Raw genomic sequence first — 15,088 nt, forward strand, 5'->3', positions numbered from 1 at the left:
CGAGGTCAACCTCATGCGCAAGCTCCGCTTTTTCGCCGCAGCCGCCGTCGCTCTCTCCCTTTGCGTTTCCACCCCTTCGTTCGCTCAAGCCCGCAAGGACTTCAAGGTTTGCTGGACCATCTACGCCGGCTGGATGCCGTGGGGCTATGCGAAGACGCAAGGCATCATGTCCAAATGGGCGAAGAAGTACGGCATCAACGTCGATGTCGTGCAGCTGAACGACTACATCGAATCGATCAATCAGTACACGGCCGGCAAGTTCGATGGCTGCGCGATGACCAACATGGACGCGCTCACCATTCCCGCATCGGGCGGCGTGGATAGCACGGCGCTGATCGTCAGCGACTATTCGAACGGCAACGACGGCGTGCTCGTCAAAGGGAGCGGCAAGAAGGTTGCCGATCTGAAAGGCCAGCCCGTCAATCTCGTCGAACTCTCCGTCTCGCACTATCTGCTCGCACGCGCACTCGAATCGGTTGGCATGAGCGAGCGCGACATCAAGACCGTCAATACATCCGACGCCGATATCTCCGGCGCATTCGCAACGCCGGCCGTACACAACGCCGTCACGTGGAACCCGATGCTCGCCGATCTGAAGGCCAAGCCGAACGTCACCGAAGTGTTCGATTCGAGCCGCATTCCTGGCGAGATCATGGACATGATGGTCGTGAACACGAGGACGCTGCACGACAACCCTGCGCTCGGCAAGGCGCTGACGGGCGCGTGGTTCGAGATCATGCAGCTGATGCACGGCACTTCGCCCGACAGCCAGGCCGCGCTCACGTCGATGGCAAAAGCGTCGGGCACCGACCTCGCCGGCTACAAGTCGCAATTGTCGACCACAGCCCTCTTCTATACGCCGCAACAGGCGCTCGATTTCGCCACCAGCCCGAACATGCCGAAGATCATGACGCGCGTCGCGCAGTTCTCGTTCGACCACGGCCTGCTCGGCAAAGGCGCGCCGAACGCGGGCGCCGTCGGCATGGCGTTCGATAACAACGTTACCGTCGGCAACAAGAACAATCTGAAGCTGCGTTTCGATCCGACGTACGTGCGCCTCGCCGCGCAAGGCAAGCTTTGAGCGACGCTTCATTCTGAGCAGGAGAGGCCCATGCGGCTCATCAATCGACATCCTGGCCGCACCGGCAGTCTGATGCTGTTGCTGCTGCCCTTCATCGTGCTGATCGCGGTGTACTTCACCGGTTCGTCGCTGCGCCTGCAGGCGAATCCCGACGACAAGCTGCTGCCGAGCGCCGCACAGATGAAGGACGCGCTGCACGAATACGCGTTCACCGAAGACAAGCGCACGGGCGAATACATGATGTGGGACGACACGGTGTCGAGCATGAGGCGGCTCGGCATCGGGCTCGTCGCAAGCGCGGCCGTTGCGCTCGTGTTCGGCATCGTCACGGGCAGCATTCCGCTCGCGGGCGCGACACTGTCGCCGTTCATCACCGTGATATCGATGATTCCGCCGCTTGCCGTCCTGCCGATTCTCTTCATCGTGTTCGGTCTCGATGAATTGTCGAAGGTCGTGCTGATCGTGATCGGCATCACGCCGATGATGATCCGCGACTTGCAGCAGCGCACGCGCGAAATTCCAGAGGAACTGTGGATCAAGGCGCAAACGCTCGGTGCGTCGAGCTGGACGCTGATCGTGCGCGTGATCGTGCCGCAACTGCTGCCGCGTCTGTTGATCGCGCTGCGTCTTGCGTTGTGCTCCGCGTGGCTCTTTTTGATCGCTGCGGAAGCGATCGCTTCGACAGATGGCCTCGGCTATCGCATCTTTCTCGTGCGTCGCTATCTCGCGATGGATGTCATCCTGCCGTACGTCGCATGGATTACGCTGCTCGCGTGGCTGATCGACGAAGCGCTGCGCCGTATCACGCAGTGGGCGTTCCCCTGGTACAACGGGGGCCGCGCATGATCGAGATCCGCAACCTATGGAAGCAGTATGACGATCAGGTCGTGCTGGAGCGGCTCAATCTGCGGATCGCGGAGGGCGAATTCTGCTCGATGGTCGGCGCGTCGGGCTGCGGCAAGTCGACGTTCCTGCGGCTGCTGCTCGGCCAGGAGCGTCCGACGCGCGGCGAGATTCTGCTCGACGGCGAGCCGCTGCCGCCGGAACCGGACCCGCATCGCGGCGTCGTGTTTCAGCGCTACTCGGTGTTTGCGCATCTGACAGTGTTGCGCAACGTGATGCTCGGGCTGGAACTCCCGCATGCGCGCTTCACGGGCCGCCTGTTCGGCGCGCGCCGCCGGCTCGCACGCGATGAAGCCGTTGCGATGCTTGCGCGCGTCGGCCTCGCCGATTCGCTCGACAAGTATCCGCACCAGCTGTCGGGCGGCATGCAGCAACGTCTCGCGCTCGCTCAGGCACTCGTGATGAAGCCGCGCGTGCTGCTGCTCGACGAGCCGTTCGGCGCGCTCGATCCCGGCATCCGGCGCGACATGCACGACTTGCTGACGGGCCTCTGGCGCGAAGCGAAGCTGACCGTCTTCATGGTCACGCACGATCTTAAAGAGGGGTTCACGCTCGGCAGCCGCGTGCTCGTATTCGACAAGGTGCGCATCGATCCGCAAGCGCCGCAGGCGTATGGCGCGCGCATCACCTACGACATTCCGCTCGAACGCAACGGCATGCGCGAGCCGCAGGCGCCGACGGCAATTCCGCCGCTGCTTGCCGTGCCCGCATGACCCGCGCAACCGATGCAAACGAATCAAGGACACGATATGAACGAAACATTGCTTGAAGAAACCGTCCCCGGCGGCGGTCATGCGTCGCTGATCGTGAGACGCGGCCAGGTGCTGCGCATCACCGATCCGCGCGGCGGTGCGAACGTCGGCATGCTGCTTTTCAATGCCGCCGAAAAAAGCGAGCGGATGAATCTGCCCGACACGCTCAAGTGTCAGCACACCGCAAAGCTGACTCAAGGCCATTGCCTCTATTCCGACATGGGCCGCGTGCTCGCCGCGATCGTCGCGGATACCTGCGGCTGGCACGACAGTCTCGCGGGCGTGTCGAACGCAGCGGAAGTGCATGAGAAATACGGCCAGGGCCGTTATCAGGAATTGCGCAACGCGTTCTATCGCAACGGCACCGACAATCTGCTCGTCGAACTCGGCAAGTGGGGGCTCGGCGTGTCGGACCTGCTGATGACGCTGAATCTGTTCAGCCGGGTCGACGTGACCGGCGCCGGCGCGATGAAATTCGTCGAGGGCAATTCGAAAGCGGGCGACTACGTCGAACTGTATGCGCCAATGAACACGCTGGTCGTGCTGACGGCCATCCAGCATCCGCTCGATCCGAACCCGGAGTACGCGCCGAAGCCCGTGAAGCTCGCACTGCGCGCCGCCGATCCGCAAATCGCGGAACTCTGCCGCACGTCGTGCGATGAAAACATGCGTGGCTTCATCAACACCGAACGATTCTTCCTCTGAGCGAAAAGGCGCGCCATGACGACATCCACACTCACAGCCAGCACGCTCGATCCCGCCAACGCGATCTTCCGCGAAACCTTGCCCGCGGGCGAGCCGTGGCTCAAGGAACTGAAAGCGGGCCAAACACTGCGCATCCGCGACGTCGAAGGCAATCAGGCGATCGATACGCTCTTCTACAGCCTCGCCGACCCGCGCGAACGCTACGACGCGCAACGCACGCTGCGCCGCCAGCAGAGCCTCTATCTGACGACAGGCACCGTGCTCTATTCGAACCTCGGCAATCCGATGCTGACCATCGTCGCCGATACGTGCGGGCGTCACGACACGCTCGGCGGCGCATGCGCGCAGGAGAGCAACACTGTGCGCTACGCGCTGGAAAAACGATACATGCACAGCTGCCGTGACAATTACCTGCGAGCCTGTGCGCACGACGGCCGGCTGTCGAAGCAGGACATCGCCGCCAACATCAACTTCTTCATGAACGTGCCCGTCACATCCGAGGGCGGCCTCACATTCGAGGACGGCATTTCGGCGCCGGGCAAGTATGTCGAGTTGCGAGCGGAAATGGATGTGATCGTGCTGATCTCGAACTGTCCGCAGTTGAACAATCCGTGCAACGCATACAACCCCACGCCTGCCGAACTGACGATATGGAACTGACCACGCTGCGTCTGTGGCTGCACGCGATGATGAAAGCGCGGGCCGAACGTTTGATGCGTTTCGATCGCTCCGCAACACACACGAAGCACTGAACCTCGAGCGCTTCGCACTCGAACGCGAAGCAACCTGCCGTGGACGACCTCGGCATGCATGACCACGTGGCGGGACGACCCGCCCACGCATTGAACATCCACTCATGTTCGATAAAGTCCTCATTGCGAATCGCGGCGCGATTGCGTGCCGCATTCTGCGCACGCTGCGCGAACTCAACGTAGAAGGCATCGCTGTCTATAGCGAAGCGGATCGCGCGAGCCGCCACGTCAGCCTTGCCGATACGGCATGGAGCCTCGGCGACGGCGCGGCGAGCGTCACCTATCTCGACATCGCGAAGATTCTGGAGATCGCGCGCGCCCGAGGCGCACAGGCGATTCACCCCGGCTACGGCTTCCTGTCGGAAAACGCTGCATTTGCCGAGGCTTGCGAAGCCGCCGGCATCGCGTTCATCGGTCCGACGCCCGCACAGTTGCGGGCATTCGGACTGAAACACACGGCGCGCGCAATTGCAGCCGAACAGGGCGTGCCGATGCTCGAAGGTACGGGCCTGCTCGACGGTCTGGAAGCGGCGCTCGAAGCGGCGAAACGCGTCGGCTATCCAGTGATGCTGAAAAGCACAGCGGGCGGCGGCGGCATCGGCATGCGCGTGTGCCGCTCGGATGAAGAACTCGCTGGGCAGTTCGACATCGTGAAGCGTCTTGGCCAAAACAACTTCAGCGACGCTGGTGTGTTCCTCGAAAAATACATCGAGAAAGCACGGCATCTCGAAGTGCAGGTATTCGGCGACGGCAAAGGCGCAGCGATTGCACTGGGCGTGCGCGACTGCTCGGTGCAGCGGCGCAACCAGAAAGTTCTCGAAGAAACGCCCGCGCCGAATCTGCCCGACGGCGTCGAGGCTGCCCTGTGCGACGCAGCGATCCGCCTTGCACAAGCGGTCTCGTATCGCTCGGCGGGCACGGTGGAATTCGTCTACGACAGCGATGCCGCACGCTTCTATTTTCTCGAAGTGAACACGCGCCTGCAGGTCGAACACGGCGTGACGGAACAGGTGTGGGGCGTCGATCTGGTGCGCTGGATGATCGAACTCGCGGCGGGCACGCTCGCGCCGCTCGACGTGCTGTCGCGCGACCTGCAACCTCGAGGGCACGCGATCCAGGCGCGCCTCTATGCGGAAGATCCGGGCCGCGATTTCAAACCGTGTCCCGGCCTGTTGACCGACGTATCGTTCCCATCCGCTGACGGCCGGACGCTGCGCATTGACACATGGATCGAAGCGGGCTGCGAAGTGCCGCCCTGGTTCGATCCAATGCTCGCGAAGCTGATCGCATGGCAACCCACTCGCGACGATGCGCGTCGCGCGCTCGATGCCGCGCTTGAAGCATCGCGGATCTACGGCGTCGAAACCAATCGCGACTATCTGCGCCAGATTCTCGCCGATGTTCCGTTCGCGAGTGGCCATCCGTGGACGCGCTGCCTCGAAGGCCTGCGTTATCGCGCATCGACATTCGAAGTGTTGAGTGGCGGCACGCAGACCACCGTGCAGGACTATCCGGGACGTCCGGGTTATTGGGCCGTCGGCGTGCCGCCGTCGGGGCCGATGGACGACCGCGCGTTGCGACTCGGCAACCGTCTGCTCGGCAACGATACGCAAGCGGCCGCGCTCGAAATCACGATGAGCGGGCCCACGCTGCGCTTCAACACGGACGCGGTCGTCGTCGTCACGGGCGCGACGCTGCCCATCATGCTCGACGACACGCCGCAGCCGATGAACACGACGTTCGCGGTCGCGGCAGGTTCGACGCTCGCGCTCGGCACGCTGCGTGGAGCGGGCGCGCGCGCGTACCTGTGCGTGCGCGGCGGCCTGGACGTCGCGCAGTATCTGGGCAGCCGCAGCACCTTCACGCTCGGCCAGTTCGGCGGCCACGGCGGACGCGCGCTGCGTGCGGGCGACGTGCTGCATCTGCATCCACTGACGGATCGCGATGCGGGCGCAACGCTGCCTGAATCGCTCGCGCTTCGACTCGACGACGTGCGCGTGCTGCGCGTGATCTACGGTCCGCATGGAGCGCCCGAATACTTCAGCGCGGCATATATCGAGCAGTTCCTCGCGACCGACTGGCAGATCCATTTCAACTCGAGCCGCACGGGTGTCCGGCTGATTGGCCCGAAACCCGAGTGGACGCGCGCGGACGGCGGCGAAGCGGGTTTGCATCCGTCGAACATTCACGATAATCCGTATGCCGTCGGCGCGATCGACTTCACGGGCGACATGCCCGTGATCCTCGGTCCGGATGGCCCGAGCCTCGGCGGGTTTGTCTGTCCCGTCACGGTGATCGAAGCGGACCTATGGCAGATCGGTCAGTTGAAGGCAGGCGACAAGGTGCGCTTCGTTCCCGTCGACATCGCAACGGCGCGCGCAGCGGCACACGCACGTCTTCAGGAAGTCACCACGCTCGCGGCACAACGGGTGCCGCAGAACGCCGACATGTCGACGTCACTGCAATCGCCCATCGTGCTGGACGTCGGCGAAGGCGACGAGCGGCTCGTCGCACGCTTGTCCGGCGACACGCATCTATTGCTGGAGATCGGACCGCCCGAACTCGATCTCGTGCTGCGCTTTCGCGGCCACGCGCTGATGCAATCGCTCGATGCGTTGCAGGTGTCTGGCGTGATCGATCTGACGCCGGGCATCCGCTCTCTGCAGGTCCACTATCAGCCTGAACAATTGCCGCTTGCCACGCTGCTCGATCACGTCGCGACGACATGGCAGCGCGTGCTCTTGCAAAAGGATCTGCGCGCGCCGTCGCGTATCGTGCACCTGCCGCTGTCGTGGGACGACCCCGCATGCCAGCTCGCGATCGACAAATACATGACCACCGTGCGCAAGGACGCGCCGTGGTGCCCGAGCAATCTCGAGTTCATTCGACGCATCAACGACCTCGATTCGATCGACGCCGTGAAGCGCATTGTGTTCGATGCGAGCTATCTGGTAATGGGACTCGGCGACGTCTATCTCGGCGCACCCGTCGCAACGCCGCTCGATCCGCGTCATAGGCTCGTCACGACGAAGTACAACCCGGCGCGCACGTGGACGGCCGAGAACTCGGTCGGCATCGGCGGCGCATACCTGTGCGTATACGGGATGGAAGGGCCCGGCGGCTATCAGTTCGTTGGACGCACGTTGCAGATGTGGAACCGCTATCGGGACGTCGCGGATTTCGCGGGACGTCCCTATCTGCTGCGCTTTTTCGATCAGATCCGCTTCTACGAAGTATCCGCCGACGAACTGCTGCGCATCCGCGAAGCCTTTCCGCTCGGGCGCTATCCGTTGAAGATCGAGGAGACCGAGTTGTCGCTCGCCGGCTACCAGGCCTTTCTCGCTCGCGACGCCGATGAGATCGCGCAGTTTCGCGCGCGCCAGCAGGCTGCGTTTCAGGCGGAGCGACAACGCTGGCACGAAGCAGGCAGCATCGAAGACACGCTGGAGCCGCCCGTCGTGACCGACGCCGATGTCGCGCCGCTCATCGACGGCCAGATCGCCGTGGACAGCGAGATCGCGGGCAACCTGTGGCAAGTGCGCGTCGAGCCCGGCGCGACGGTCGAAGCCGGCGACGTGCTGCTCGTCATCGAGTCGATGAAGATGGAGATATCCGTCGTCGCGCCTTGCGCGGGCACGGTCGGCGAAATTCATGTCGCGCCGGGTTCGCCCGTTCGCGCGGGGCAGCGCGTGGTCGTGATCGAACAACACGTGTGACTCACGCATCTGACATTCAACGCTTTCAAGGACTCACTCGACATGGATTCATTCGATCTGCGTCTGCCCGCTGTGCGGGCCGCGTATCGCGAAGGCCGCACCACGCCGCGCGCACTGCTCTCCGCATTGCGCGAGCGCGCCGCGGCATTGAACCCGGACTTCCATCTCTTCATCCATCTGTTGAGCGACGCCGAAATCGAGCCTTATCTCGCCGCGCTGGATGAACGCGACATCGATTCGCTGCCGCTCTATGGCGTGCCGTTCGCACTGAAGGACAACATCGATCTCGCCGGCATTCCGACCACCGCCGCCTGCCCCGCGTTCGCGTACACACCGGACCAATCGGCGACGCTCGTCGCGCAATTGATCGCACTCGGTGCGGTGCCCATCGGCAAGACGAATCTCGATCAGTTCGCCACCGGCCTCAACGGCACGCGTTCGCCGTATGGCAAGTGCCGCAACAGCGTGCATGCCGGCTATCCGTCGGGCGGATCGAGCGCGGGGTCGTCGCTGGCCGTGGCGCTGGGTGTCGCAAGCTTCGCGCTCGGCACGGATACGGCCGGCTCGGGCCGCGTGCCCGCCGCACTGAACAACCTCGTCGGTACGAAGGGTACGAAGGGCTTGCTGTCGACGGCGGGCGTCGTGCCCGCGTGCCGCACGCTCGACTGCGTAACCTACTTCACGGCAACCGCGAGCGAGGCGAGTGAACTGCTTGCGCTCACCGCCCGTCACGATCCCGCCGATGCGTATAGCCGCGCAAATCCGCAATGGAATGATGCGTCGGCATTCGGCGCCATCAAGGGCTTTCGCTTTGGCGTGCCCGCGCAACTCGAATTTGCCGGCTGCGACGAAAGCCCCGCGCTGTTCGCGCAGGCACGCGCGGCGCTCGAAACAATCGGCGGCGAGGCCGTCGAAATCGACTTCGCGCCGTTTCTCGAAGCGGCGCGTCTGCTTTATGAAGGACCGTGGGTCGCCGAGCGCTACAGCGTGGCGGGCGCGTTGATGGAATCGCAACCCGATGCGGTGTTGCCCGTGATTCGCGACGTGCTCGCGAAAGCACCGGGCGCAACGGCCGTCGATGCGTTTCGCGCGCAATACCGGCTACAGGCGTTGAAGCAGTATTGCGACGCCGTGCTTGCGCAACTCGATTGCGTGTTGACGCCTTCCATTCCGCGTGCGGTCACGCTGGCGGAACTCGAGCGCGATCCTGTCGGTGCGAACTCGTTGCTCGGGCATTACACGAACTTCATGAACCTGCTCGACTACACGGCTGTCGCGACGCCCGCGGGTTTCATGCGTAACGGCCTGCCGTGGGGCGTGACACTGTTCGGCCGTGCGTTCACCGATCAATATCTGTTGAGCGTCGCCGATGCGCTGCATCGCGAGCTCGCCGTGCCGCTGATCGGCGGCGCGCAACAGCGCAGCGATGTACCCGCGCGTGCTGCGCGTCACGACAGGATGAAGCTGGTCGTGTGCGGTGCGCATCTCGAAGGGCTCGCGCTGAACGGGCAGTTGCGCTCGCGTGGCGCGCGGCTCGTCGAAGCGACGGCCAGCGCACCATGCTATCGGCTGTATGCGCTCTCGGGTGGCATCATGCAGCGTCCGGGCATGATCCGCGACACGGCCAACGGTGCGGCAATTGCCGTCGAAGTATGGGAATTGCCGAGCAGCGAAGCCGGCTCGTTCCTCGCTGGCATCCCCGCGCCGCTCGCCCTCGGCAAGGTGGAACTTGCGGACGGCCGTTGGGAGACCGGCTTCGTGTGTGAAGCGCATGGAGTCGAAGGGGCCGTCGACATCACGTCGTACGGGGGCTGGCGCGCGTGGCTGCAACGCGACGCATCTCCGCAAACCGCCAAGCCTGCCGTCGCGTAACACAGCCGTTGCAAAATGCGGCGCGCGTGCGATGCGCGCGCCGCTCGCTCAAGTCGTCGCGCGCGTGACGCCGCCTTCCGACAGCAGTCGCACGCGTTCCCCCTCATGGAACGCTGGCCCGTCCTCTGTCGTTTCGTCTCAGCCCGAAACGTCGACGTCGCGAACCGCGCTACGATAGTCTCGTCACGATGCAAATGGGGCTTTGCGATGCAACGGGAGACGATCCGGGTTGAACCGCGTCGATGCGCCGCTCGACCGGTCCACCGGCGCGCATGGTTGTCTGCGTGCCCGCGTGGCCGGGACATGTCGCCATCGAAATCGATTGCATCGCAGCCATCTAAACGCACCGCACATGGGAGGATCCGATGTTTTCGGTCTTGTTCGAAGTGCAGCCGCGCGCTGACCGCAGGGACACGTATCTTGACTACGCGAAGATGCTGAAGCCGGAACTGGAGCAGATAGACGGGTTTGTCGATAACGTCCGTTACGGCAGTCTCACGCGCGAAGGATGGCTGCTCTCGCTGTCTAATTGGCGCGACGAGAAAGCACTCGTGCGCTGGCGTACGCAGGCAACGCATCACGGCGTGCAGGAAAAAGCCCGTTCGCAGACCTTTCGCGACTACCGGCTGCGCGTGGGTCAGCTGACGCGCGATACGCGGTTGCCTGCCGGTTGCATGTTGCACGAGCAACGACTCGACGAAACACAAACCGGCGACGCAACCACGATCGTGCTGGTCGACGCACAACTGGACGCCGACCGGGTGAAGCATCGCGGCGCGCGCGAAGTATCGGGGGTACTGGGTCTGCGCGAGAACGCAGCGGGCCTGGTCGCGTGGGATGCATTCGATGCTGTACTGACGCCTGGCGACGTCATGCTGCTCACGTCATGGCGCGATGCACAGTCCGCCGACGCCTTCGCGAACACACAGGCATTGCCTGAAGGCGCGCGGCTGCGCACCGTGCGCGTGGTGCGCGACTATGGGATGTACGACCGGCGCGAAGCGCCGCAGTACTACCCCGACGCAACGCGGCCTGAATAAAAGGCTAGCGCTCGCTTTCCGGAAAGTCCGCGCCCACACTCGTATCGCGCCACGCTTCGATATCCGTCAGTGTCGAATGCACGCGCTTGGATACGGCATCCACACCGAATGCGCCCAGCACCAGATGACGCGGCGGACGTTCCGTTTCGGTGATGGCGATCATCGCCTGCGCAGCGCGTTTGGGGTCGCCGGGCTGACGGCCACTATATCCCGCCGTCGTTTGCATGCGCTTGCCCGCCGTGTCCGCATAGTCGGCGATCCTGTTGGGCGTCTGCTTGAGCGAACGGCCCGCCCAGTCGGTGCGAAACGGACCCGGCTCGATACAGGTCACTTTGATGCCGAGCGGTTCGGCCTCCGTCGCGAGCGAGTCGGACCAGCCCTCCACCGCATGCTTGCTAGCCGCGTAATAACCTGAGCCCGGAAAGCCCGCAAGACCCGCGACCGACGTGATGTTCAGCACGTGCCCCTTGTGCCGCGCGCGCATGCCAGGCAGTACGGCACGTGTCATCGCAAACAGACCGAACACGTTTACGTCGAACTGCGCGCGGATTTCCGCTTCGTCGCCCTCTTCCACCGACGACTGATAACCATAGCCAGCATTGTTCACGAGCACGTCGATGGCGCCGAAGCGTTGCTGTGCTTTCTCGACGGCGGCTGCGATCTGCGCAGCGTCGGTCACGTCGAGCTTCACGCGCAAGAGCCGCGCGTCGGCATCGCTGCCCGGCTCGGCGAGACCGGCAAGCGACGCCACGTTGCGCGCGGTCGCCACGCAGCGCCAGCCGCGAGCGAGTACCGCGCGGGCCAGTTCCTTGCCAAAGCCGGTTGAACATCCAGTGATGAACCAGACAGGAGTCGTGGACATAGGCATTCAGAACCTCCTCGTTGATGGAATGTGCGTCTACACGTCAGCGCGCGTGATGTCGACGGACGAGAGACAAAAATAGTAGCCGGTCGATGCAATCCTTGCTGACGGCCTGTTCGATTTCCCCTTCGTCACTTCCGGCCGACCTGCTTTTGAACACCGCCGGGTCCGAAGCGTTCCGAATGGCTTTTATCCGCCTGCGGATGAAATACGTCTCCTGTGTTGTACAGGCGCTCTATTGCGCCGGTGCGAATCATCAATTCGCCGTGCAGCACCCCATGCCCTGGCGGATCACGGCGCTCGCGGTAAACTCGGCGAAAAGACATCGCTTTTGCACCACGCAGCACAACGGAGAACGACTCATGCGCCAGGCCATTCGCCATCTGAACGTGCGCGCGCGCGCTCGCGGACTGTTCGAATTCACCAGCGAGGTCGCCGTGTTCGTGCGCGACACGTCGATCGACACAGGCATCCTCACGCTGTTCTGCCGGCACACGTCGGCGTCGCTATTGATTCAGGAAAACGCAGATCCTTCCGTGCAGCGCGATATCGAGCGGCACTTCGCGCTGCTCGCGCCCGAAGACTCCGAGCGCTACGAGCACGACACGGAAGGCCCCGACGACATGCCCGCGCATCTGCGCACCGCGCTCACGCAAGTGCAGCTGTCGATACCCGTCGAGCACGGCCGCATGACGCTCGGCACATGGCAAGGCATCTATCTGTTCGAGCATCGCGCGCGTCCGCAAGAACGCGATATCGTGCTGCATCTGATCGGCGAGTAGCAACTGAACGAACGCCTCTACAAGGAAGCGAACCATGATCTTGCGTGCGCATGTTCTTGTCGCGGTGGCGGCGCTTGCGTTGCTGACGACGGGCTGCACTCACACGGGGCCCGTCGAGTTCTCTGTGACGGGAGCGGACGCGCCGACGCCCAACAGCTCGAGCGATCTGGACTTCGGCCCAATGGACCGCTCGATCGCGCAATGCAAGACCGTCGCGAAGAACGCAGGAACGGGCCAATGTGCGAGGGTGCGCGCCTACGAATCTTGCATGAAAAGCAAGGGTTACATCACCGTGCTCGGCCCGGAAAATCCGAAAGGCTGCGGCGACCCCGAATGGGAGAAAGACGTCCGCAAGTGGCTTCAATAGCCGCAAGCAACCGCAATCGTGTACGCTTTTGTTCTAATTGATTTGCGATCACTTTATCCACAGTTTCTGTTGAAAGACCTGTGGAAAAGTTTGGGGCATGCGCGCTATCTGTCTGAAGAAACAGGCTTTCTTCCGCGTGGTAACGCAACTGCAAGCGCGCGCTTCACGCGGCGGCTCCGCCGATTGCGAAGTTCTATTGGCACCGTCGCATCGCATGTCCTTCAATTCAGGGTTCCGACCGACGACTGACCAGGGAGCCTTGCATGATGATGGAAGATTCGCAGAAGATCGTGCACGAAATTGCGGAATCCACCGACGCGCCGGAAGAAGTCGTTTCGCAGATGTATACCGATGCTGTGCAGGCGTATGAACGCGAAGCACGCATTCTCGACTACGTGCCGCTCTTCGCGGCCAGGCGCGTGCGCGAGACCCTGCGCTCGCGCACGGCCACACGCCGCTGACCGACGCCGCGAGCGCTACCCGGTTGCGCTCGCTCGTTCGCACGCGCCGGTCCGCCGGCGCGACATCGACCCATCGGTTCTACAACAGCTTCCCGGCGTTACGCATGCGGCGCTTGCGTTCGTGCGACAGCGCATCGAGGGCCTGCGCGGCGGCCGCCTCATCGACGTACAGGGCCTGGTTATCACGCAGAAGCTGTTCGCTAGCGACCACGTCGTTCAACGCGCCAAAGCGCTTCTGCAGCTTCTTGAGCGGCTTGACGGCCTTCAATTGCTTCTTCGCGAGCATCGGCTCGAAGAACTCGGTCAGGTAGCGCAGCTTCTTGCCCGCCTTGCGAACCTCGTGATACGACGCGTAGTCCGAGCGTTTGGCGCGCGCCGCGCGCTTCATGCGCTTCGCCATCGACTTCTGCGCCGCAGCAAGACGCTTGCGCGCGAACTTCGGCAGCGGCGTGCGTTCATGCGCTGTGTTCAGTTCGCGGTTCGCTTCCTTGAGCGTGTCCCGCAATGCCCGCTTGACGTCGGCCTGTTCGAGCGTCGCACGGCTCGTATCGAACGATTTCGACCGGGCGGCTTGCAGCGCGTCGACGGGCCGTTCCTGCGCGTCGCCGAGTTCGCCGAGCAGCGCGATCAGAATGTCCCAGTCGCGCGTCTTGCCGGCGGCGCTTGCGTAGAACTTGAAAAGCGCGCGCTGCTGATTGTCAAACTGCTCATCCAGCAGCGGACGATACGCCCACAACAATGTGCGCAAGCGCCGCAACGACACGCGCAGCTTATGCAGCACCTCGGCGTCGGGATTCGAGTGCAATGCGCCTGCGCACGCGAGCGCGTTGTCGATCAAAGGCGCGGCATAGTGCGAAAAATGGGCTTGCGCGGTGCCGTCGTGCGGCAGCCCGTTCAAAGTCTCTGCTTTCATGGTGTCCCTGATGTGTTGCTGACCCGGTGTACTTGTAATGCCTGGGTAAGCAAATCAGGTTCCCGCCTGTCTGACATCAACCGCGGCCGACAGCGGCGCACGACGCCGCGGCAGCTTGACGGTTTATTGCCCGCTCAGCAAGAGGTCGCAGGCGTCGGTCGTGCAACTGGCCACGGCCGGCAGCTTCAGCGACGACGGCCACGGGCGGCGCTCCGCCGCGATGAAGTCTTCGACGCGCTTCAGGATCTGCCAGAACGCGTTTTCAATCGCGTGCGTTGCGCCATGCGCGGACGGCGTCAGCGTCCAATGACGCAGCTTGGGCGTGCCGTGAAACGCGCGCACGTCGACGCGCGCTGACTCGTCGCACAAGGTCACGACAAAATCCATCTCCGGCGCCCATTCGCTCGTGAATTCGAGCCAGCTTTTGGGATTCAGCAGATCCAGGCTCGAAAAGCCGTGGCGCAATTCTCCCAGAGCGGCCGCATGAACGCGGTCGGCGGGCTCGAGACCTGCGCTGAATGCGTCGAAATGCAATCCGTCCAGCTCGCGTAGCAAGGCTTCCGCCAGGATGCTAAGCGTCGCGTTGTCCCTGCAAAGGAACAGCACTCTTTGTTTTCTGGTCACCCTACACCCCGTCATGCAGATTTCTATTTTTTTGCGGGATTCTGAGCGTCCAGTTTTTCATATTGGTGACAGAATCCCAATCGTCCAACCGATTCGCCGCAAGACCGTTTAGGTATCACGCCAATTTAGGTTGGGCCAGCCAGCGTTAACGATAATGAACGATGAACGCCGGATGAATGGCAGGTGCGGGCTTCCCGGATAAGCCCGGCGCGGGCTGCGCGAAGCAATCCGGCCACGGGATGACCGGATTGCTAAAAG

The 15,088-nt window shown here is 63.2% G+C and carries 15 protein-coding genes; 11 read left to right on the plus strand and 4 right to left on the minus strand.

All coding sequences use genetic code 11. The features are described 5' to 3' along the window. Nucleotides 1–13 precede the first annotated feature (13 nt). The 8 genes from BPHY_RS20030 to BPHY_RS20065 all read left to right on the plus strand — a co-directional run bounded on the left by BPHY_RS20030 (nucleotide 14) and on the right by BPHY_RS20065 (nucleotide 10,821). Nucleotides 14–1,081 (plus strand): putative urea ABC transporter substrate-binding protein, encoded by a 1,068-nt coding sequence (locus tag BPHY_RS20030; protein WP_041765184.1) that lies wholly within the window; start codon nucleotides 14–16, stop codon nucleotides 1,079–1,081. A 30-nt stretch (nucleotides 1,082–1,111) separates the two neighbouring features. Then, a complete protein-coding gene (locus BPHY_RS20035; protein ID WP_012403271.1) occupies nucleotides 1,112–1,927 on the plus strand; it encodes an ABC transporter permease in 816 nt (271 codons plus the stop codon). After that, on the plus strand, nucleotides 1,924–2,697 hold the full coding sequence (locus tag BPHY_RS20040; protein WP_012403272.1) for an ABC transporter ATP-binding protein: 774 nt from the start codon (nucleotides 1,924–1,926) through the stop codon (nucleotides 2,695–2,697). The genes BPHY_RS20035 and BPHY_RS20040 overlap by 4 nt, the downstream gene beginning before the upstream one ends. Nucleotides 2,698–2,733: 36 nt before the next feature. Beyond that, a complete protein-coding gene (locus BPHY_RS20045) occupies nucleotides 2,734–3,441 on the plus strand; it encodes an urea amidolyase associated protein UAAP1 (RefSeq protein WP_012403273.1) in 708 nt (235 codons plus the stop codon). Between the two features lie 15 nt (nucleotides 3,442–3,456). Next, nucleotides 3,457–4,101, plus strand: coding sequence for an urea amidolyase associated protein UAAP2 (locus BPHY_RS20050; protein WP_012403274.1), 645 nt, complete (start codon nucleotides 3,457–3,459; stop codon nucleotides 4,099–4,101). 196 nt (nucleotides 4,102–4,297) lie between these two features. After that, nucleotides 4,298–7,909 carry an urea carboxylase gene (gene uca, locus BPHY_RS20055; RefSeq protein WP_012403275.1) on the plus strand — a complete coding sequence of 1,204 codons (3,612 nt, stop codon included), beginning with the start codon at nucleotides 4,298–4,300 and terminating at the stop codon, nucleotides 7,907–7,909. Between the two features lie 42 nt (nucleotides 7,910–7,951). Beyond that, entirely contained in the window at nucleotides 7,952–9,781 is a 1,830-nt protein-coding gene (gene atzF / locus BPHY_RS20060) for an allophanate hydrolase (RefSeq protein ID WP_012403276.1), read from the plus strand. Between the two features lie 365 nt (nucleotides 9,782–10,146). Then, nucleotides 10,147–10,821: an antibiotic biosynthesis monooxygenase family protein gene (locus tag BPHY_RS20065; protein ID WP_012403277.1), complete on the plus strand. Its 675-nt coding sequence runs from the start codon at nucleotides 10,147–10,149 to the stop codon at nucleotides 10,819–10,821. 4 nt (nucleotides 10,822–10,825) lie between these two features. Here BPHY_RS20065 and BPHY_RS20070 read toward each other — a convergent pair whose 3' ends face one another. Both BPHY_RS20070 and BPHY_RS41825 read right to left on the minus strand, forming a co-directional pair. Then, complete coding sequence (locus BPHY_RS20070) at nucleotides 10,826–11,689, minus strand: oxidoreductase (protein ID WP_012403278.1); 864 nt, start codon at nucleotides 11,687–11,689, stop codon at nucleotides 10,826–10,828. A gap of 125 nt (nucleotides 11,690–11,814) precedes the next feature. Continuing rightward, the gene (locus BPHY_RS41825; protein ID WP_157686653.1) at nucleotides 11,815–12,066 is read right to left on the minus strand and encodes a hypothetical protein; all 252 of its coding nucleotides are present in this window, start codon (nucleotides 12,064–12,066) and stop codon (nucleotides 11,815–11,817) included. Between BPHY_RS41825 and BPHY_RS20075 the strand changes: the two genes are divergently transcribed. From BPHY_RS20075 to BPHY_RS20085, 3 genes are all read left to right on the plus strand, one after another. After that, a complete protein-coding gene (locus BPHY_RS20075) occupies nucleotides 12,046–12,465 on the plus strand; it encodes a secondary thiamine-phosphate synthase enzyme YjbQ (protein WP_012403279.1) in 420 nt (139 codons plus the stop codon). The two genes, BPHY_RS41825 and BPHY_RS20075, sit on opposite strands and share 21 nt — an antisense overlap. Nucleotides 12,466–12,499: 34 nt before the next feature. Next, a complete protein-coding gene (locus BPHY_RS20080; protein WP_012403280.1) occupies nucleotides 12,500–12,832 on the plus strand; it encodes a hypothetical protein in 333 nt (110 codons plus the stop codon). 263 nt (nucleotides 12,833–13,095) lie between these two features. Beyond that, entirely contained in the window at nucleotides 13,096–13,293 is a 198-nt protein-coding gene (locus BPHY_RS20085; RefSeq protein WP_012403281.1) for a DUF3562 domain-containing protein, read from the plus strand. Nucleotides 13,294–13,372: 79 nt separating this feature from the next. Here the strand turns inward: BPHY_RS20085 and BPHY_RS20090 are convergent, their stop codons facing one another. Beyond that, the gene (locus BPHY_RS20090; protein WP_012403282.1) at nucleotides 13,373–14,206 is read right to left on the minus strand and encodes a CHAD domain-containing protein; all 834 of its coding nucleotides are present in this window, start codon (nucleotides 14,204–14,206) and stop codon (nucleotides 13,373–13,375) included. 123 nt (nucleotides 14,207–14,329) lie between these two features. Then, nucleotides 14,330–14,830 (minus strand): arsenate-mycothiol transferase ArsC, encoded by a 501-nt coding sequence (locus tag BPHY_RS20095; protein ID WP_012403283.1) that lies wholly within the window; start codon nucleotides 14,828–14,830, stop codon nucleotides 14,330–14,332. Between the last annotated feature and the right edge of the window lie 258 nt (nucleotides 14,831–15,088).

Source organism: Paraburkholderia phymatum STM815 (assembly GCF_000020045.1).
Lineage (GTDB): Bacteria > Pseudomonadota > Gammaproteobacteria > Burkholderiales > Burkholderiaceae > Paraburkholderia > Paraburkholderia phymatum.